The organism is Xenorhabdus bakwenae (assembly GCF_030272115.1).
Classification (GTDB): Bacteria; Pseudomonadota; Gammaproteobacteria; order Enterobacterales; family Enterobacteriaceae; genus Xenorhabdus; species Xenorhabdus bakwenae.
In genome coordinates, this window is the sequence record NZ_CP119194.1 from 1638706 (window position 1) to 1658969 (window position 20264).

General features: G+C 46.1%; 14 protein-coding genes, 2 pseudogenes and 1 riboswitch. Of the genes and pseudogenes, 7 read left to right on the plus strand and 9 right to left on the minus strand.

The features are described 5' to 3' along the window. From PXH59_RS08580 to rhlE, 4 genes and pseudogenes are all read right to left on the minus strand, one after another. On the minus strand, positions 1–5070 hold the full coding sequence (locus PXH59_RS08580) for an RHS repeat domain-containing protein (protein ID WP_285811313.1): 5070 nt from the start codon (positions 5068–5070) through the stop codon (positions 1–3). Positions 5071–5221: 151 nt separating this feature from the next. Further along, on the minus strand, positions 5222–6316 hold the full coding sequence (locus tag PXH59_RS08585) for a hypothetical protein (protein WP_047766917.1): 1095 nt from the start codon (positions 6314–6316) through the stop codon (positions 5222–5224). A 441-nt stretch (positions 6317–6757) separates the two neighbouring features. Next, positions 6758–7742 (minus strand): annotated as a pseudogene (gene dusC, locus PXH59_RS08590) (tRNA dihydrouridine(16) synthase DusC). Between the two features lie 3 nt (positions 7743–7745). Further along, on the minus strand, positions 7746–9158 hold the full coding sequence (gene rhlE, locus PXH59_RS08595) for an ATP-dependent RNA helicase RhlE (RefSeq protein ID WP_285811316.1): 1413 nt from the start codon (positions 9156–9158) through the stop codon (positions 7746–7748). Positions 9159–9527: 369 nt separating this feature from the next. Here rhlE and PXH59_RS08600 point away from each other — a divergent pair, with 369 nt between their 5' ends. The 7 genes from PXH59_RS08600 (at position 9528) to PXH59_RS08630 (ending at position 16781) form a co-directional block, all read left to right on the plus strand. Then, positions 9528–10229 carry a transcriptional regulator gene (locus tag PXH59_RS08600; RefSeq protein ID WP_285811318.1) on the plus strand — a complete coding sequence of 234 codons (702 nt, stop codon included), beginning with the start codon at positions 9528–9530 and terminating at the stop codon, positions 10227–10229. Between the two features lie 72 nt (positions 10230–10301). Then, entirely contained in the window at positions 10302–11309 is a 1008-nt protein-coding gene (gene hlyD / locus PXH59_RS08605; protein ID WP_285811319.1) for a secretion protein HlyD, read from the plus strand. Between the two features lie 9 nt (positions 11310–11318). Next, positions 11319–13055, plus strand: a complete 1737-nt coding sequence (locus PXH59_RS08610) for an ATP-binding cassette domain-containing protein (RefSeq protein WP_285811321.1) — start codon at positions 11319–11321, stop codon at positions 13053–13055. Beyond that, the gene (locus PXH59_RS08615; RefSeq protein WP_285811323.1) at positions 13052–14212 is read left to right on the plus strand and encodes an ABC transporter permease; all 1161 of its coding nucleotides are present in this window, start codon (positions 13052–13054) and stop codon (positions 14210–14212) included. Before PXH59_RS08610 ends, PXH59_RS08615 begins: the two co-directional genes overlap by 4 nt. 12 nt (positions 14213–14224) lie before the next feature. Then, positions 14225–15331: an ABC transporter permease gene (locus tag PXH59_RS08620; protein ID WP_285811325.1), complete on the plus strand. Its 1107-nt coding sequence runs from the start codon at positions 14225–14227 to the stop codon at positions 15329–15331. A 330-nt stretch (positions 15332–15661) separates the two neighbouring features. Continuing rightward, positions 15662–16141, plus strand: a complete 480-nt coding sequence (locus PXH59_RS08625; protein ID WP_285811327.1) for a 2OG-Fe(II) oxygenase — start codon at positions 15662–15664, stop codon at positions 16139–16141. 1 nt (position 16142) lies between these two features. Then, on the plus strand, positions 16143–16781 hold the full coding sequence (locus tag PXH59_RS08630) for a LysE family translocator (RefSeq protein ID WP_285811328.1): 639 nt from the start codon (positions 16143–16145) through the stop codon (positions 16779–16781). Positions 16782–16899: 118 nt separating this feature from the next. Here PXH59_RS08630 and PXH59_RS08635 read toward each other — a convergent pair whose 3' ends face one another. The 5 genes and pseudogenes from PXH59_RS08635 to moaA all read right to left on the minus strand — a co-directional run bounded on the left by PXH59_RS08635 (position 16900) and on the right by moaA (position 20006). Further along, complete coding sequence (locus tag PXH59_RS08635) at positions 16900–17610, minus strand: Bax inhibitor-1/YccA family protein (RefSeq protein ID WP_285811329.1); 711 nt, start codon at positions 17608–17610, stop codon at positions 16900–16902. A gap of 172 nt (positions 17611–17782) precedes the next feature. Then, entirely contained in the window at positions 17783–18250 is a 468-nt protein-coding gene (gene moaE / locus PXH59_RS08640) for a molybdopterin synthase catalytic subunit MoaE (RefSeq protein WP_285811330.1), read from the minus strand. Between the two features lies 1 nt (position 18251). Continuing rightward, a pseudogene (gene moaD, locus PXH59_RS08645) lies at positions 18252–18498 on the minus strand (molybdopterin synthase sulfur carrier subunit). Then, entirely contained in the window at positions 18495–18974 is a 480-nt protein-coding gene (gene moaC / locus PXH59_RS08650) for a cyclic pyranopterin monophosphate synthase MoaC (RefSeq protein WP_047770241.1), read from the minus strand. The pseudogene moaD and the gene moaC overlap by 4 nt, the downstream one beginning before the upstream one ends. 48 nt (positions 18975–19022) lie before the next feature. Beyond that, positions 19023–20006: a GTP 3',8-cyclase MoaA gene (moaA, locus tag PXH59_RS08655; RefSeq protein ID WP_285811699.1), complete on the minus strand. Its 984-nt coding sequence runs from the start codon at positions 20004–20006 to the stop codon at positions 19023–19025. Continuing rightward, positions 19993–20149, minus strand: a riboswitch (molybdenum cofactor riboswitch). It overlaps the preceding gene by 14 nt. Positions 20150–20264: the final 115 nt, after the last annotated feature.

The following is a 20264-nucleotide window of genomic DNA, read 5'->3' on the forward strand; positions in this document are numbered from 1 at the left end:
TTATCCCCTCAGATTTGGAATAAGAATATGATTAAAAAACTGAAATGCATTGTCTTCTGCCGCTATATCGTTTGGGAAATTTAGATTCGGAGATAAATACCGCAAGTGATAATATAGCCACTTACATAAACTAGAATTAGAAAATTCGCTTACTTCCCACAAACGTTTCATCATATTTATAGTGTTATCGTCAAATGCAGATGCGTCTAAGAGATGAAGTCTAGTGACAAGACGGAGACGATTAACAGTGCCAATAACAGCATTAGATAGATTACGATTACTTAATATGCTGGTGTCTATAAAGTGCAAATATAATACTTCAAAATCTTCATTTCCGATATTTAATAACTGGTTAGTTCCATTTTCTAATGGCATGATATTATCAATAATTTCTATCGTAGAGTTATCCCCTCTTGGGGTAAATAATTTCCTTCTCAGGTATTGCATCTGACTATTTTCAGGTAATCCATTAGTTTCTATCCCTACAGTATAAAAACCACTCCCTCTGGGATTTTCAACTTGCCTAATCCTATTTTCAGCTATGGCGTGCCTGAACACGGCTACATAGTCATTGCTTGAGCTTGCCATTGATCCGCTTGATGTTGCAGGAGGGGTGACCAGATTCATTTGCCTTGGCCCTCCACTACTGAACCGGCTGCCAAACGCTTCACTAAACTCACCTGACTGTTGGCCCAACCGCCTCATGCTGCGGCTAAGACCGCCAATGACACTGGTCCCCAGACTGAGCGCCCCCAGTCCCAGAGAAACCCAGCCGAGAATTGCCGAGACCCGGGGGTTGCTGTCTTCTGTGGCCGCACTGGCAATCCCGGTCACATCCGCGATAATCCCCGCGAGAATGGCGGCATCACCCGCCAGTGAGGCCCCACCGGTGGGGATAGCCATCGCCAGCCCAATCACCAGCCCGATGGCGCCGCCAATAATCCCAAAAATACTGCCCAGACTGAGATGCCCCGTCGGGTCAATATGATTGATCGGATCACCGAGGCAGTAGGCATACGGATTGAGTCCCCCGGCACCAAATGGACTCCAGCTATCAGGGGCATTAAAACGCATCAAAACAGGATGATAAGTCCGGTATCCATTGCCCAGATGATAGGCTCCTCCCACCGGATCACGGCGTTCGCCATTATACGCCGGAATAGCCGGGTTACCTTTCCCTTCGGCCTGCTGCCCGTAAGGGGAATAGCAATAGCGGGTTTCCGGGTCTTCTCCCTGCTGGCTCACCAGCACGCTGCCATGACCGTCAGTGCCCAATAAATGTGTACCGGTATCCATGATGGCTGCCACGGTTTCCCCCTGTGCCCGTAACAAACGGGTCACCGCACCGCTTTCGCGCAGAATTTCGGTCACGCGGGTGGCCCCCTGATAATAAAGCTCATGGGTTTTGTCTGTGCCGATTTGTTGTAGCGCCAGTCGGTTGCCCGCATCATAGGTATAGGCGCTGGTCAGGTCACCGGCGCTCACATTAACCAGCCGCCCTAATGCATCATAGGTTAAAGCCCGGCCCGCTTCATCCTGTCTCAGACGACCGGCCGCGTCATACGCTAAGCGGATCGTGGCCGGATAATCCGGGTGGGTATGGGTGACGGTAAGTAACTGACAGGGATCTGACGGGTTGTAGATAAACGTGGCTGTATCACTGCGGCCATCATCAAGGGTGGTGAGGCATGTCAGGATATTCCCCAAACGATCGTAGGTAAAACGCTGATGGGCTATGCTAAAACCATAGGCATCACGCGGAAGCTCTAACCCCGTACAGTCATATTCTGTCAGCCAGTTGCGGATCGGATCATAGGTGTAGGTTTCCTGACGTAGCAAACCGGCACTTTGTGAACGGGTGGTGCACGACGCCACCTGATCCCTGACCGTATACGTGTGTGCCAGAGTCAGCGTATCCGTTTCCGTCTGGATGTGGCGTGCCGTCTCACGCCCAAAATCATCCCAATCCAGCGTGGTGGTCAGGGTTTTACCACTGCGTTTGTCGTGAACGCACCAGCGCCTGACCCGGCTGGCCGCATCGTAGGTTAATACCACGTCCACATCAGGATCATAAGCCGCCACCGGACGGCCGGATTTATCAAAACTGATCCGACAGTTTTTCCCGGTAACATCCTGATAAGCGGTTAACCGACCCATAGGGGAATAAGTATAGGTCGCCGCCCGTGCCGCGCCCTTGTCATCAAAACGGAAGGTCTCCTGCTGCAAACGACCGGAAGCGGTATATTCCATACCGTGAGTGACCTGCTGTACAACACTGGCTGCTGTCATCATCCCGGTCCGGGGATCGTAGGTAAAATGCTGCTGTATCGCCCCCGCCTCCACCTGTGTCAGGGCATTGCCCAGCTGCGGTTCATAGTGATACTTCACCGTTTGCCCCAGCGGATCTGTCACCTCGCGGGGGCTGGGGCTATTCCCCTGATAGGACGAAGAGTAAGTGCGCCCCCTGCTGGTGACTTCAACCTGACGGTGCAGGCTGTCGAAGCGACGGCGCCCCAGCACCTCCCCATTCACTTCAATTTGCGTGACTAAATTGCCGGTCGTGAACGGCGCATAAGATTTTCGGATAACCGTGCCATCAGCGTGACTTATCGTCAATATCCGTCCCAATAAATCGTACGTGTATTCGGTCTTTTGCCCCAATTCGTCAACGCTGGCCCGTAACTGCCCCAGACCATCATAGTAGTAGTGTTGCTGGCGGTATTGTTTCCCCTGGCTGTCGTAGAGGGTGATCGTGACCGGCTGATGACGGTTATCATACACCACGGTACTGCGACTAAAATGCAATCCTTCCGCCTGTTGGGTTATCTGCGCAGTGCGGGTCACCGGATCATAATCCTGCCGGATGCTCTCACCCGTGTCCTGGATAATCCGGTGTAATTTTCCCCAGTCATCGTATTCAATATTCTGGCTGGACGAAACCAGCGCCATCTGACCGAAGGCATGGTCATGGTCATGGTCATGGTCATGGTCATGGTCATGGTCAGTCCAACCATGATTGTCAGTACCATCTTCCACAGGTAACCAGTCATACCGGATTTGAGTGACCACCCGCCCCCAACCATCCCGTTCAGCGTCAGATGCTAACCGCCAGCCCTGTTCTTCCCGCCCCTTTTCCCATATCTCCTTCTGGCAGACATGACCCAGCCCGTTAAAGCGGAGACTCACCTGATTGCCCCATACATCGGTTTTTGTGGTCGTCGCCGTCCCTGCCTTTTCAATGGCATAGGCATAATGTACCGTCTGGGCATAGTCGGTATGCGCATTACTGGTATACGTTGAGATACGTCCCAGCTCATCATAATCATAATGAGCCGTGCATTGCTGTGCATCCACGGCCTGCCATAACTTGCCGCTGACCTGCGACTGACGACTCTCGGTTGTCAGACTGAGCCGGTCATGGCCGACCCATTGGCCGGTTTTCACCAGCGCTTCACCCTGCAGGGTATAGCTGAAAATCTGGGAGCTTGTCCATGCCTTGCCGGCCGCAAGCGCCTCTCCCGACAGGGCATGCACCGTCTCGTCAATCCGCCGGATGCGCCCGTGGTCTGGAGAGCGGGTATCATTTACATAGTGGGTCTGTGTTTCATGCAGTAACTGAGGTTTATGCTGCTGTTCACTATACCAGCCCTGATAGGTGCAGGCGACGGCATGCGCACAGGGTGCGCCGGGAAGGGTCGGCAATACCTCATAGCGATAGACTGTCCGGTGAGTCGGAACATCCTCATACGTCCCTCCCGGCGAGGCCCTGCCCGGTGTCACGGTCCTGGATTTGACAAAACGCACGAAGCCCTGCGGGGACGCCGGGCAGCCCCCTTCTTCTCCCTCAGCCGGATAATAAACCCAGTCCGTGCGGGTGCCATCCGGCGCAATTTGCACGGTCGGGTTTCCCGCTTCATCAAACTCGGTCTGGATCACCTCCACATCCGGGGTGTCATTGAAGCTGACACGGGCTGTTTTCGGCAGCTGGAACTGCGGGGGCTGTTCTTCAAACGAACGGCCCTCCTGCGCATAATAGTCGGTCTCATGCACCCGCCTGCACCCATTTTGCTCCGTCGTTTCGGACACCAATAAATGGTATTTATTATACTTTCGGGTAATATGGCGTTGCGTGGTGCCGTTGTCCCAGCTTTCGGTCGAGCCATACCAGTAATGACTTAAGACACCGTAGAGAAAATCTTCATCATCATTCCAGCTCTCGTGACTCCCATAACCCAAAAAATTATACTCGGTATATTTATAGTGCTTAATGATTTCGGAACGTTGCTTTGTATGTTGCGTGTAGCGGGTGACATAAGGCAGAGGTGGCAATTTTGCCTCTTTGGGAAACTGATGGCCGTCAAAATCGTAATCCACAAATTCCGTGGCACCTGTCGGAGATGAAACCCGGGTTAAAAAATTGCTGTCTGAGTCATATTCCAGCGTCCAGATTAACCTGTGGTGACTCGTCTCATTGCTAATCTGAGTGACTTTGTCATTCTCAAAGCGTAATCGGATATCATAAGATTCCGATGATTCGGGCCAGACCGTAATACGGGTATAGAGAGCTGTTTTATACTCAATTTTTAACAGCACCCGCCTTTCGTCCGATACCGCAGCAAGACGGGGTATCGTCCCCGTTTTATAAATCCAGTCCAGTTTCAGGGCATGGCCCAGCGGGGTAAATATCTGTGTAGGCACTTTGAGGTGATAGGCATTTTTCGGCCCGGTCAACACTTCAACTGTACCCGATTTATGGATCACCCGGTAAACATTCTGAGTGACGTCCTTTTCAAACCGCACAACATCCTGCTTATACTGTTTCAGATAGACTTTGTCCGTGTATTCATCCACTTTATAGCGCTCACCGGTGGAGAGACTTAATAACCGTTGCCGGCGGTCATACTGGGTCAGCCCCAGGGAAAAACCAATACCCAGGCCAATATCTCCGGTATTAAGCGGGTTATACGACAGCGCTATCGTTTGAGTCGGCCCGAGGTGATTGTTGCCGGTTAACTGAGCAACCAGCATCGCATACGTAAACAGGCCGGTGCGGGGGTCGACACTGCCCATGGCCGCACTTTGAAAGTTGTGGGCATTTGAGAAAAAAATCATATGGCATTTTAGCGCCTCTCTTTTCTAGTTATAGAAAAATGTATTTCTCATTTCTTAATCAGAGGATGCTCAAGGAAAACTCACTACGGCGACTGACAAAATATTATATTCAGCCCTCCTGTAGGTGAAACGAATCTGCATTGTCCATGATAACTTTTAGAAAGACAGACTCATTACCATAGATATCACGGAATTTGAATTGTGGAATTTGGTCAGCCTCATCAACCCAAAAATCAGGTCTTGGGCTTTCAAAATAAAGCCTACTCAAACTAATAGCATCTGTGCGTGTTGTTGTGACTATCTTCTCTTGTGGGGTAGCTTCCCATTTAAAACTGGAAGTACCATGTGGGTCATCAAATTCTAAGACCTGATAAGCCGCGCCAGCTGTTCTCTCAGCATTATATGTCCCCCAAAGAAACCAAAGGTAAAGATTGTTACTTCTTGTATGATGGGTAAATCTTCGGTAATCATACTTAAGGGTATCTTCATCGTTTATAGTATTTCGAATTTCAACATCATGCACTGCATAGCCCTGACTTTTTTTAGGTAAGAGATAATAATTATTTTGAGTCCATTGCGGATATTGAAATGTAATTTGAGTATTCGTTCCAAATAAACTATATGTAGTTATGGTTTGTTTAACTCCATATGTGCCAGAGGTAACTGTTTCTTCAATTACTGGCTCCAGACTATCAGAATGATAAATAATTGGTTCATGGCCTGTAACAACAATATGTGATCCCTTATGATGATAATCATCTGATGAATATGTTTTCCCATCCAATGTAACTCTTGCCATTATTGTGATGATTTCACTTTTTTTTGTTTTCAGCCAATAAATTTTTTTCTGGGGTTTAGGCTCATCACTGATCGCGTCTCTTTCATATGATAAATTGGTATCTCTTGTTATGCTACGTCCTGGAAGATGGTGACGGTAATCGTTTTCCTCTGAGCTGTATTCCCACTCACCAGATAATTTTTTATCTGTTGTTTTATCAACTAATTCAATACTATCTAATTGTTCAGTAGATAAGGTTACCACCTCCTCATTATCAGTTGCAGCTTGTATATTAACAATGATACAAACTTGCATATTTCCATTAGCAAACAGATGAACCTCCCTTTCCCCACTAGATAATTCAAGATTAAATGTGGGTAAGCTCATAATTTTTTTTAAAAAAACATTGTGTTGTTGTGTACTCATTATAATTCCTCTTTGAGAAATAATAATAAAAAATTCATTATCCTTTTAAGGAACTCTTGATTTTTTACATTATGATATTAAAAATAATGGCGACATTTCATTGTTGAAATTCGACATATATAATATTACATCCAACACTAAAATATTTCCAGAATAAATCACAAAAATAACATTACATCAATTAAGTTACTTAAATAGCCAAATGGAAATTTAAATAAAAATGGCAACAAATTATTATTTAATAATATATTTTCCCATAAAATTATTTAATTATAAAAATTCATTAATACACTCGATAAACTTCAAGTTGCCATCCGCAAGACGACGCGAGGCCTTATATTTCCCCTCTGCGCGGGGAAATATAACACGCATATTGAAGTTGGCTTGGTATATATACCATTATGCGATATAGCGATGTGCCACTGGGGAAAATAATTACCGTTAAGAAAGTTGAGGCTCTAAATTGACAGGATATCGCATTAAATCTTTATCTGTGGCGAAAGCGATAGTATTGGCGATCTCAGTAGATGTTTTTAATGCCCTGATTTGCATAAATAATTCATCCGCTTCATGGTACTCTTTGCGCAAATACCCTAACCATTGCTTGATACGGGCAACGTGATAAAGCCCCGTATCACCCTGCTTTTCCAGATAAGTATATTTTTGCAGTAGCTTGAGTACGTCACTCCACGGCATCTTCGGTTCGTTATATTTAATGACACGGCTCAAGTTTGGCACATGCAGGGCACCACGGCCTACCATCACGGCATCACATCCTGTCGTCTTGATACACGCCTGAGCGCTTTGCCAGTCCCAAATCTCACCGTTGGCAATGACAGGAATAATAAGGCGACGCCGAATCTCGCCTATCGCCTTCCAGTTGATGCGTTCTGATTTATAGCCATCTTCCTTCGTTCGTCCATGCACAACCAGTTCGGTTACACCCGCTTGCTGGACGGCATCCGCAATCTCAAACTGACGTGACGCAGAATCCCATCCCAACCGTGCTTTTACCGTTACCGGCAAATGTGCAGGCACGGCTTCACGCATGGCTTTAGCTCCCTGATAAATCAGTTCAGGATCTTTTAATAAGCTAGCACCGCCACCACTGCCATTTACCGCCTTCGACGGGCAGCCACAGTTTAAATCGATACCCCATGATCCTAACTCAACCGCCCTGAATGCGTTTTCTGCCAACCATTCTGGATATTGCCCAAGAAGCTGGATCCTGACTAGTGTGCCCGATGGTGTCCGGCTCTGATGATGCAGTTCAGGGCACAACCGGTAAAAAAGACTTTACCGGTAGTAAGCTGTCAACCACACGCAGGAATTCAGTCATGCACAGGTCATAATCATTGATTTCACTCAACAATTCTCTAACCAAAGGATCCAGAACACCTTCCATCGGAGCCAGCAAAACGCGCATGGGTTATTTCCCCGAAGTTACGGCACGTGGTGTTTTGGTTGTGATTCGCTGACGACGCTGACCGCGAGGCTGTTCACTACGTGAATGGCCATCACGAGAGCCACTGCCCCAAGGACTATTTCCATGAGAGCCGTTACCATGAGAACCATGACTACTTCCATGAGAATTGCTACGAGAATCATTACCACGAGAACTGCTACTACGTGAACTGTTGTTACCACGTGAACTGTTGCCACGATCATTGCGCCCATTTTGGATGGGTTCAGCCTTGATGGAAGGATCTGGCTCATAACCCGAAATAGCAATGCGTGGAATCTCTCGCTTCAACAGGCGCTCAATATCTTTCAGGAGCTTGTGTTCATCAACACACACCAGCGATATTGCCTGCCCGGTAGCATCTGCACGCCCGGTACGGCCAATTCGATGGACATAATCTTCGGCAACATTTGGCAACTCATAGTTGACGACATGTGGCAATTGGTCAATATCCAATCCACGGGCAGCAATATCTGTTGCGACCAATGCGCGGATTTCCCCGGTCTTAAAATCAGATAGCGCACGGGTTCTTGCTCCCTGACTTTTGTTACCGTGGATCGCGGCAGCCGTCACACCATCTTTATTCAATTGTTCCGCCAGCCGGTTTGCACCATGTTTGGTACGCGTAAATACCAACACCTGTTGCCAGTTCTGGCTGCCAATCATGTAAGCGAGCAATTCACCCTTGCGCTTTTTGTCTACAAAATGGATGGATTGTTCAATCTGTTCAGAGGCCGAATTACGCCGGGCAACCTCTACACTTACCGGCTCTTTCAGCAACTTATTGGCAAGGCTCTTAATTTCATCAGAGAATGTTGCAGAAAAGAGCAGGTTCTGGCGTTTTGCTGGCAGTTTATTCAATACACGACGAATATCGTGAATGAAGCCCATGTCCAACATGCGATCAGCTTCATCTAAAACCAGCATTTCAACGTGGGAAAGATCCACTGCATTTTGATGCTCCAAATCCAGCAAACGCCCAGGTGTTGCGACCAGAATATCCACACCACCGCGCAGTTTCATCATTTGTGGATTAATGCTGACACCACCAAACACAACAAATGAACGTAATTTAAGATATTTACTGTAATTACGTACATTCTCCCCCACCTGAGCCGCCAACTCTCGGGTAGGCGTTAAAATCAGCGCTCTGACCGGACGGCGACCTTTCGCCTGCATCGGAGCTTCACTTAAGAGTTGCAGAATAGGCAAAGTAAATCCTGCGGTTTTTCCCGTTCCTGTCTGGGCACTGGCCAGAAGATCTTTGCCGGATAACACAACAGGGATAGCCTGCTGCTGAATGGGGGTAGGTTCCACGTAGCCTTGTTCTTCAACAGCACGCAAAATGTCAGCCTTCAAGCCGAGTGACTCAAAATTCATAAATAAGAAATACTCCAGACTTCACCATACCTGATATCAATTCAGGGGCAGTTTTATGGGAAGAAAATAGACGCGATAAAACGCAAGGAAATGACACAAACTGCAATGCACCACAATAATTAGGACGGATTATAACAGATATGTCTTTCCGCGCAGACCTAAAGAGACCAATAAATCAAACTAAAATTGGCTGAACCCCGTTAACCAAGGAAAGTTAGCAAAAACTGGAAGATTATTTTTTATCGGTGTCTATTAAAAAGACAATTTGTATCAACTTTACATCGATTTACTTTGGCTTTAAAGTTAATCATACGATTGATATATTCTTCGGTACTCCCGAAAACTCTTTGTCACAGGAAATATTTTGACATGGCAGCAAAGAAGGTCCAGACATTACGTGGTGAACACGCTAAACAACAACTTCTGACAGCAGCAATAGAAATTTTTGGCAAATCAGGTCTGGATGGTGCGACTACCCGCAACATTGCCCAACACGCACAGCAAAATATCGCAGCTATTGCATACTATTTCGGTTCCAAAGAAGGATTATACCTCGCCGTCGTGCAACATATTGCCGATAAGCTAAAATCAGAGTTTGCCCCTCTTATTGAAGCCATTGATCATTTTTTTGCTAAGACAACGAAACCCTATCAAAAAGACCAAATATTGGCATTTATTCATCAGGGAATGGTGAGCTATAACCGCCTGATTTTCGAGAAAAGCAGTATCAATATCAGTCGGATCATGTCCCATGAACAATTGACGCCAACAGAGGCTTACAGTGTCATGCATGAACAGGGATTGGCCCCAATTTATTCTCGCTTGAATAAACTGATCGCCAATTATATCGGTGCCGATGAACGCCAGATTTCAACCCAGATCCATACCCATGCCTTATTGGGTGAGATCCTCTCTTTCCGTCTGGCCAGGGAAGCCTTATTGCGCCAAACCGGATGGGACAATATTGGCACCAAAGAATACGAATTAATCAATCAGGTTTTATCTCAGCACATCAATTTATTGCTTGATGGGTTAAGAAAAAATCAAGAATACATACCCCATAGTTCTTAAGCAATGGCGTAACACACGAAGCCACCACTTGAAAGATAGCGGGTATAAATTGAACAAGGCATAAGGGATGGTATGAACAGTAAAAAGTTTGCTCTTGCCCTATTGGCACTTATTGTTGTTATCAGTGCTATTGTCGGTATCTACTATTATCAGGAACAAAATAGCAGGGAGTTAACCCTGTATGGCAATGTTGATGTCAGGACGGTTAACCTCAGTTTTCGGGTTGCAGGTAAATTGGCTGATCTACAGGCGGATGAAGGTGATGCCATAACCGTGGGCCAAATGATTGGTCGCCTTGATGATGCCCCCTTTATTAATGCCTTGAATCAAGCCAAAGCGGCTCGTGATGTCGCTTTGGCAAATCTTGCCAAAGCTGAAGCGGGTTATCGCAGCGAAGAAATCGCCCAGGTGCGGGCAGAAGTCAAGCAAAAAGAGTCTGCATTCCGTTTTGCCGATAGTTTCTTAAAACGCCAGCAAGGCTTGTGGCAAAGCAAAACCCTCTCAGCCAATGATCTGGAAAATGCCAGAACCGGACGCAATCAGGCACTGGCGGCTTATCAGGCAGCAAAAGATAAACTGCGTCAATTCGAAACAGGCTATCGCACAGAAGAAATTGCAGCAGCAAAAGCCCAACTGACTCAGGCAGAAGCGGCTGTAGCACAAGCTGAACTCAATCTAAAAGATACTCAACTCACTTCTCCATCGGCAGGGATGATCCTGACCAGAGCCATTGAACCAGGCACCATGCTGGCGGCGGGCAACACGGTTTTTACCCTGTCATTGACTAATCCCGTTTGGATCAGGGCATATATTGATGAACCCAACCTCAATCAGGCTATCGCCGGGCGCGAAGTCCTGATTTATACCGATGGCCGGAAAAACCAGCCCTATCATGGCAAAATCGGTTTTGTTTCCCCAACCGCCGAGTTTACCCCCAAAAATGTCGAAACACCTGATTTAAGAACGGACTTAGTTTATCGCCTGCGCATTATTGTCCTTGATCCCGATGAGGGACTGAAACAAGGTATGCCTGTTACCTTACGTTTTGTCGATTCAAATTTAACTGAAACAAATCAGTAAGGCGATAACATGACCAGTTCAGCCTATACGATAAAACTGAACGGTGTGGAGAAAACTTTTCCCGGCCTGGGCGTTCCTGCTGTCTCGCACCTGCAAGTAGAAATTCAGGGCGGATCAGTGACGGGTCTTGTCGGTCCAGATGGGGCTGGAAAAACCACGCTGATAAGAATGTTGGCCGGATTATTGACGCCTGATAGCGGCAATATTGAAATCATGGGGCTTGATCCCATCAAGGACAGTGTTCAAGTCCGTTCTGAACTCGGTTACATGCCGCAGAAATTTGGCTTATATGAAGATTTAACTGTCATGGAAAATCTCACTTTATATGCCGATCTGCGTGGTGTACTTGGCGAAGCGCGCACAACAACCTTTCAGAAATTACTCACCTTCACGGACTTAACCCGTTTTACCGGACGGTTAGCAGGGAAATTGTCCGGTGGCATGAAACAAAAACTGGGGCTGGCTTGTACCTTATTGGGCAGCCCGAAGGTTTTGCTGCTGGATGAGCCTGGTGTGGGCGTTGATCCCATCGCTCGCCGTGAGTTATGGCAAATGGTTCATGAACTCGCTTCCGACGGCATGTTGATCTTATGGAGCACCTCTTATCTGGATGAAGCCGAGTTATGTCGTGATGTTTTGCTGATGAACCGAGGTGAGCTGCTCTATCGCGGCCAGCCACAAGACTTAACCCGCAAGATTGCGGGTCGATCTTTTTTGCTTGATGTCAAACAAGATGCACGGCGTAAAATGTTGCAGCATGCCCTCACCTTGCCGCAAGTGACTGATGGAGTGATTCAGGGAAAATATGTTCGCTTGATCTTAAAAGAAGAAGCGGATAAAAATGCTTTACTCCAACAAATAGGGGGACATGAAGCCCATCTCTTCGAGGCCGAACCCCGTTTTGAAGATGCATTTATCGATTTATTGGGTGGTGGCCCGTCCCATCGTTCCGAATTAGCGGAAATAATGCCGCAAATTCCGCCAGACCCAACCGAAACCGTGATAGAGGCCCGTAACCTGACTAAAAAATTTGGCGATTTTGCGGCGACTGACCAGGTCGATTTTCAGGTGAAACGCGGGGAAATATTTGGTTTATTGGGACCCAATGGTGCCGGAAAATCGACTACCTTCAAAATGATGTGTGGTTTGATGATCCCCTCTTCAGGCAAAGCATTAGTTCTGGATATGGATTTAAAAACCGGCTCAGGCAAGGCTCGTGAGCGCCTTGGCTATATGGCGCAAAAATTCTCACTTTATGGCAACCTGACGGTTGAGCAAAATCTCAAGTTTTTTTCTGGTGTTTACGGTCTGAAAGGGCGCCATCAACAAGAAAAGATGTCCGGCATGATCCATGCTTTCAATCTTAAGCCAATCCTGCATCAAAAGACGGATAGCCTGCCGCTCGGATTTAAGCAACGGCTGGCCCTTTCCTGCGCATTGATGCACGAACCTGATATTCTTTTTTTGGATGAACCGACTTCAGGTGTTGACCCACTGACCCGCCGCGAATTTTGGCTACATATCAACGGTATGGTAGACAAAGGGGTAACCGTGATGGTGACCACTCACTTTATGGAAGAAGCAGAATATTGTGATCGTATCGGGCTGGTATTTAGAGGCAAATTGATCGCAGCCGGAACGCCCGATGAACTGAAACAACGGGTTGCCACGGATACGCTCCCTAACCCTTCTATGGAGGATGCTTTTATCGATCTCGTATTGAACTACGATAAGGAGCCGCAATGAGTCATCCTGAACATACCACACCCCGCAAGGCGGTCAGTTTCTCATGGCGCCGATTGAAAGCGCTCTGTATCAAGGAGACTAAGCAGATTATCCGTGACCCTAGCAGTGCGTTGATTGCCGTAGTTATCCCTCTGATGTTACTCTTTATTTTTGGTTACGGCATTAACCTGGATTCCAGCAAACTTCGCCTCGGTATTCTCATGGAGCAACAGAGTGAAGACGCCAGAGAATTAGTGCATGTATTTACGGGATCGCCCTATATTGATGCCACCATCAGCGACAACCGCCCACTCTTAATCAAAAAAATGCAGGAAAACCAAATCCGCGGCATTATCGTCATCCCGGTCAACTTTGATACCCAGCTTGCCCGCACTGGCAGCCACGCTCCGATTCAGGTGATTACTGATGGCAGTGAACCCAATACCGCTAATTTTGTGCAGGGCTATACCAAAGGCATCTGGCAAACCTGGTTACAACAACGAGGACAAAATCGTGGGGTTTCAACGATCCCCTTGATAGATACACAAATCCGCTATTGGTTTAATCCCGCCGCCATTAGCCGGCATTTCCTTATTCCCGGGGCTGTTTCAATTATTATGACCGTTGTAGGCGCAATTCTTACCTCGCTCGTAGTTGCCCGTGAATGGGAGCGCGGAACCATGGAAGCCCTGCTTTCAACTCAGGTTACCCGCACCGAATTGCTGCTCGCCAAATTGTTGCCTTATCAAATGCTGGGTTCTTTTGTCATGGTACTCTGCATGCTATTTACGGTGTTTGTTCTGGGGGTTCCCTATCGCGGCTCACTCTGGATACTGGCATTAGTCTCCAGCCTTTATCTCGCTACCGCTTTGGGTATGGGATTACTGATTTCCACCCTGACACGTAATCAGTTCAATGCGGCGATGATTTCTCTCAATGTGGCTTTTTTGCCTGCCATTATGTTGTCTGGTTTCGTTTTCGAGATAGACAGTATGCCTGCGCTTATTCAGGCTTCGACTTATGTCATACCGGCACGTTACTTCGTCAGCAGCCTGCAAACGCTCTTTCTGGCTGGGAACATTGGCACTGTATTGATGACAAACCTGCTCCTGTTGATTGCCAGTTCCATCGTCTTTATCGGCCTGACCGCGTGGAAAACGCGCCGGCATCTGGATTAAAAAGGAAAGAGCATGTTTTATCGTCTGTATACACTCATCATGAAAGAGTTGCAGTCTCTTCTGAGAGAGCCGCAAACACGGAACATTTTGATTTTGACCGTGATTATACAAATGATCCTGTTTCCGTGGGCAGCAACGCTGGAAGTCAAAAATGCCACGATTGCCATTTATAATGAGGATAAAGGACAGGCATCGATTGAATTAACCCAACGGCTGGCAAAATCGAAAGCATTTCCTGATGTTCTTTTGCTAACCAGCTCGCAACAGATCCGCCCGACGCTGGATAACCGCAAGGCACTATTGCTGGTGCACTTTCCACAACATTTCAGTGCTGATCTCGCCAATCATAAACCGACATCAATTCAGGTTTTGTTGGATGGGCGTAATTCAAACAGCGCTCAAATTGCAGCCAACTATATCCAACAAATTGTGATGAATTACCAGAAACAACTGTTGGGAAATACCGCTAACTTTAATAACAGCGAGCTTATTGTGCGTAACTGGTATAACGCCAATTTGGATTATAAGTGGTTCGTCGTGCCATCGCTGGTTGCCATGATTACCACGATTGGTGTTCTCATTGTCACCGCGTTGTCAGTCGCCCGTGAGCGGGAACAAGGCACGCTGGATCAGTTGCTGGTTTCCCCACTGGCAACCTGGCAAATTTTCCTTGGCAAAGCAATTCCGGCATTGGTTGTGGCGACGATGCAAGCAAGCATTGTTTTGCTGATTGGCACGCTGTTCTATCAAATTCCTTTCGCGGGTTCATTGCTGCTATTTTATGGCTGTATGCTGATTTATGGGTTGTCTCTGGTGGGTTTCGGTTTGCTGATTTCGGCTGTCTGTTCCACCCAGCAACAAGCGTTTATTGGTGTCTTTGTATTTATGATGCCCGCTATTTTGCTTTCCGGTTATATTTCTCCGGTCGAGAATATGCCCGTTTGGTTACAAAACATCACCTGGATTAACCCGATCCGCCATTTTACTGATATCACCAAGCAAATTTATTTGAAAGGGGCTGATTTATTCGTTATCTGGCCTAATTTATGGCCTTTATTGGTGATTACTGTAACAACTGGGGGGATCGCTTATCGGCTGTTTCGCAGTAAGATTGCCTGATAAATTTAAAGCTGTGAAAAAACACCTGATTGAATTGTCTGTCATTAAGCGTGGGATAATTTTCTCTTCTGCTTTTTAATGAAAATTAAAATAGTGTTTATTATATCCCTGCCAGTTATTACTTTACTTTTTTTTCTAATGAGTGTTAATTGTTTTTATAAAATCATAAGAAAACTGGCTTCTATACTCGATAAACTTCAAGTTGCAATCCGCAATACGACGCAAGGCCTTATATTTCCCCGCGCTACGGGGAAATATAACACGCATCTTGAAGTTGGGTTGGTATATATTTTAGATAGTTCAAATTGTAATAATACCTGAGAATAAAATATGACGAAACGTAATTATTTGTCGAGTCAAACACTGACCGATAATGTTGAAGTAATTGGTTGTATTCCTCGTGATAATGGACGTTATTCCACTTGGTTGAAGTCTACAATATTTCATCCTCAAGGAAGGCATGACATTTTTGCTAAGGATGCTCCTGATAGCTTTAGGGCTAAGAGTCTTAAGGCGCAATTTGCAGCTAATGCTTATCTTTCTATGTCCAGTGAAGGGGGCGCTTTACAAATCTGGAAAGATGGACTCTCTCCAGAAGAATTTGATGCGATGCGGGGTGATAGTTATGGGATTGAGCCTTCTTGGCCTGGTGAACCAGCACGCGAGATACAACCAGTCGCAGGGGATCTTTTAATCTTTAATTCTCGTTGCATGCACTCTGTGACTGCGGGTATCGATGATCTGCGTTTGAGCCTGTCTTGTTTTATAGGCCATCGTGGAACAGAAAATTCATTGTCATTCTGGAGTTGATATGCTGTCTAACTATTGGGGGGAATTTCTGGGACTGGCAGTGATTCATTTCTTGGCCGTCGTTGCCCCAGGCCCAGATTTTGCGGTAACTATACGGCAGAGTGTAAGATTCGGACGTTGGGCAGGAATATGTACGGCAGTAGGTATTGGCGCGGGGATATCAATACATGTCATCTATACACTGGTGGGAATTAGTGCGTTAATGCATGCCACTCCGTGGTTGATGGAAATGGCAAAACTCGTTGGTGCAATTTATATCATGTGGCTTGGTATCAAATTTATCAGGAGTAAGCCTGCTAATTTGGATACCTTAGAGAGTGAAGAAAGTATTTTGGTCCCACAGAGCAGATGGAAAGCATTTCTGATGGGGTTTATGACAAATGCCCTTAATCCTAAAGCGACATTGTTCTTTTTGGCAGTTTTCACAACCGTGGTAAGCAGTAATACACCCACTCTGATACAAGTCTTCTATGGTGTTTGGATGTGTGTCGCCAATGCCGTATGGTTTATATTGGTTAGTATCATTTTCTCAAATGTATTGATTCGTAATAAATTCATACAGAAAGGCTATTGGTTTGAACGAGTCATGGGAGTCGTGCTGATTGGGTTCGCTATCCGGTTGTTATTTATGTCTGTATGATTTTCCCAAAACCGACCACTACAAATTCATTTTCATTGTTTGATTTGATGTGAAATGATCATAAAAAACCCTGACAAAGCAGGGTTTTTTATCAGAAAATCATTTAATCGATCAGTGATTAGCGGCGATCACCCAAAATACGCAACAGCATTAAGAACAGGTTAATGAAGTCCAGATACAGAGTCAGGGCGCCCGTGATCGAATATCTGCGCAGGTTTTCTTTATCGTTAACATCCAGATGTTCACCCATTTCTTTCAGTTTTTGAGTATCGTATGCCGTCAAACCAGCAAAAATCACAACACCGATATAGGTGATTACCCACATCAATGCCGAGTTTTTCAGCCAGATGTTTAACAAAGAAGCCAGAACGATACCGATTAGCCCCATAAACAGGAAGCTACCCAGACCACTCAGACTACGTTTGGTGGTATAACCATAAACGCTCAATGCACCGAACATACCCGCTGAAACGACAAATGTGCTGGCAATAGAGCCAGTAGTGTAAGCCAAAAAGATACTGGAAAGTGTCAAGCCCGTTAGCATGGAGTACAGCATAAACAGCCCTGTCGCCAATGCGCCACTCATTTTATGCACCAAACCAGACAGCACAAAGACTAATGCAAGCTGTGCGATGATTAAGCCATAAAAAACAATGGAGCTACTGAAAATGGCGAATAAAATTTCAGGGGTATTTGCCACATACCATGCAACAAATGCGGTTAACAGCAAGCCACAAGTCATCCAACCGTAGACTTGTGCCATATATGTTTGTATACCAGAACCAGTTTTCTGGACAATCGAATCATTAGAACGTTGATATCGATCCATGATGATTACCTTTTCATGACAGTGTTGAGAGATTAAGAATGTTTAAAAATAAACAATCTATTCAAAAGTTATACATTAGCATAGAACATTAATAAAACCATCCGCCAATTAATGGCAATTTCAGTGACATATTATTTAGTTGTCTAGTTTTCGAGATAGTCTGCAGAACGATCTACCAAACGCTGTTTTTCCAGCGACTTACCGCATCCTGGTCACTTTGTCTTGCCTCTACCCAGCGCTCGCCCTCTACAAGTGATTCCTTTTTCCAGAATGGGGCTTTAGTCTTTAGATAATCCATAATGAATTCAGCCGCCATAAAAGCCATATTGCGGTGAGAGCTGGTGACACCAACAAATACAATCTCATCCCCTGGGGATAATTCACCAATGCGATGAATAATGCTGACGCGTTGCAAAGGCCAACGTTGGCGGGCTTCGTCAACAATTTTTTGCAACATCTTTTCTGTCATACCAGCATAATGCTCTAATGTCAGCGCCTTAACACTATCTCCCAAATTATGGTTGCGAACTTTTCCGGTAAAAGTCACCACTGCGCCATCTTCATCACATTGTGAAAGCCATTGATATTCTTCCCCAACACTGAATGTCTCTTGTTGGACACTGATCCGCGTATTTTCCATTTTACCCCCCGGTAACCGGCGGGAAAAAAGCCACTTCATCACCATCCTTCAAAGCATGTTCAGCATGGACAAAAGATTGATTGACGGCAGACAACACCTTGCCTGCTTCCAGTGCCAGTGCCCATCGTTCTCCCTTTTCAGTCAGTGCATGACGAAGATGTGTTACAGTTGGATAATCATTAGGCAGTTCAAGTGAATCCGTTCCCACCAGTTCGCGGACTTGAGCAAAAAAAAAGTACCTTTATCATACCTCCACCTTAAAATTTCCTGATTTGCCACCCCTTTTTTCTAACAAACGCACAGGCCCGATGGCCATATCTTTTTGTACCGCTTTGCACATGTCATAAATGGTCAAAGCAGCCACGGATACCGCTGTCAAAGCCTCCATTTCTACACCTGTTTTCCCCGTCAAACGGCAGCAGGATTCAATTCTGACCCGGTTGTGCTCTGTTTGTGCTTCCAGTTGAACTTCCACTTTACTCAGCAGCAGCGGATGGCAAAGCGGGATCAATTCCCACGTCCGTTTTGCCGCCTGAATACCGGCAATACGGGCGGTCGCAAACACATCCCCTTTGTGGTGATCACCCGCAATAATCATGGCTAAGGTTTCAGCCTGCATTTCAACAAAGGCTTCTGCCCGTGCTTCACGCACTGTTTCTGATTTGGCAGAAATATCCACCATATGAGCTTCACCCGACGTATTGAGATGGGTTAATTGAGACATTTAACGCTCCTGAAAAACGGCTTTCGAAAAATAAATCTGGCAGCCAAACTAACCGCCAATAAAAGAAAGATTCGGGGTGATCCCGCTATCCCCTTGATGTAAAAAGTGAGTTTCACGCTTATGACGTAATCCGCCTTGAATACGGAGTTTAAGAGCATCCAGTGATGCATCATCAGACAATAAATCACGTAATGGAATGCCCTGTTCACCAAACAAGCACAAGTGAAGATTGCCAATTGCAGATACTCTCAGGCGATTGCAGCTTTGGCAAAAATCTTTTTCATACGGCATGATGAGTCCAATTTCTCCCTGATAATCGGGATGACGAAAAACCTGAGCCGGCCCATCACTACGCGCCCGTTGCTGTTGCTGCCACCCTTGTTGTAACAGTTGGCGGCGGATCACGTCTCCTGAAAGATGATGACGATGAAAAATGTCCCTGCCTTCTCCCGTTTCCATCAGTTCAATAAAACGCAGCTGGATAGGACGATGTTTAATCCAATCAAGAAAGGCAGGCAAGTTGGTATCATTCACATTCTTCATCAGCACGACATTAACTTTCACTGTGTTGAACCCCGCCTCAAAAGCCGCGTCAATGCCACTCATGATCTGGAAAAACTTATCTTGCCCGGTAATGGCGTAAAATTGGCGGGGATCTAAACTATCAATACTCACGTTAATCGCTGTCAGGCCAGCCGATTTCCATTGTGAGATATCCCTCTCCATACGGTAACCGTTAGTTGTGACTGCAATTTTTTTGATTTGTGGATTTTCATGAACCGCTGCAATAATGTCGCAGAAATCACGGCGCATGGTGGGTTCTCCCCCTGTCAGGCGGATTTTTTCTGTGCCGAGTTCAGCAAATGCCCGGCTAATGCGACGAATTTCTGGCAGGGAAAGGAATGATTTAGGGCCGTGAGGCCGATATCCATCAGGCAAACAATAGGTGCAACGGAAGTTACACACATCAGTAATAGACAATCTCAAATAATAGAACTTGCGCGAGAATGAATCTACAAGTTGTTCCACAATAACACCTTCCAGGTATGGGAGATGCCGGCATTTCTACCTGACATCCTGGTGACTCAGGAGTCACGGCCAGAGCATCATATCAATGTGATATCCATTTGATAGAACAGCGACTTAGACACAGAGGCCAGGAGTTAATATCAATTAAATTTTATATGAACCTAAAATAAAAAGCTAATTCCTGATTCGACATATATCTTATTATACAACGAGTTAACTAACCGCGATAACATCAGCTCCCTACGGTATTTCCAGCCTGTC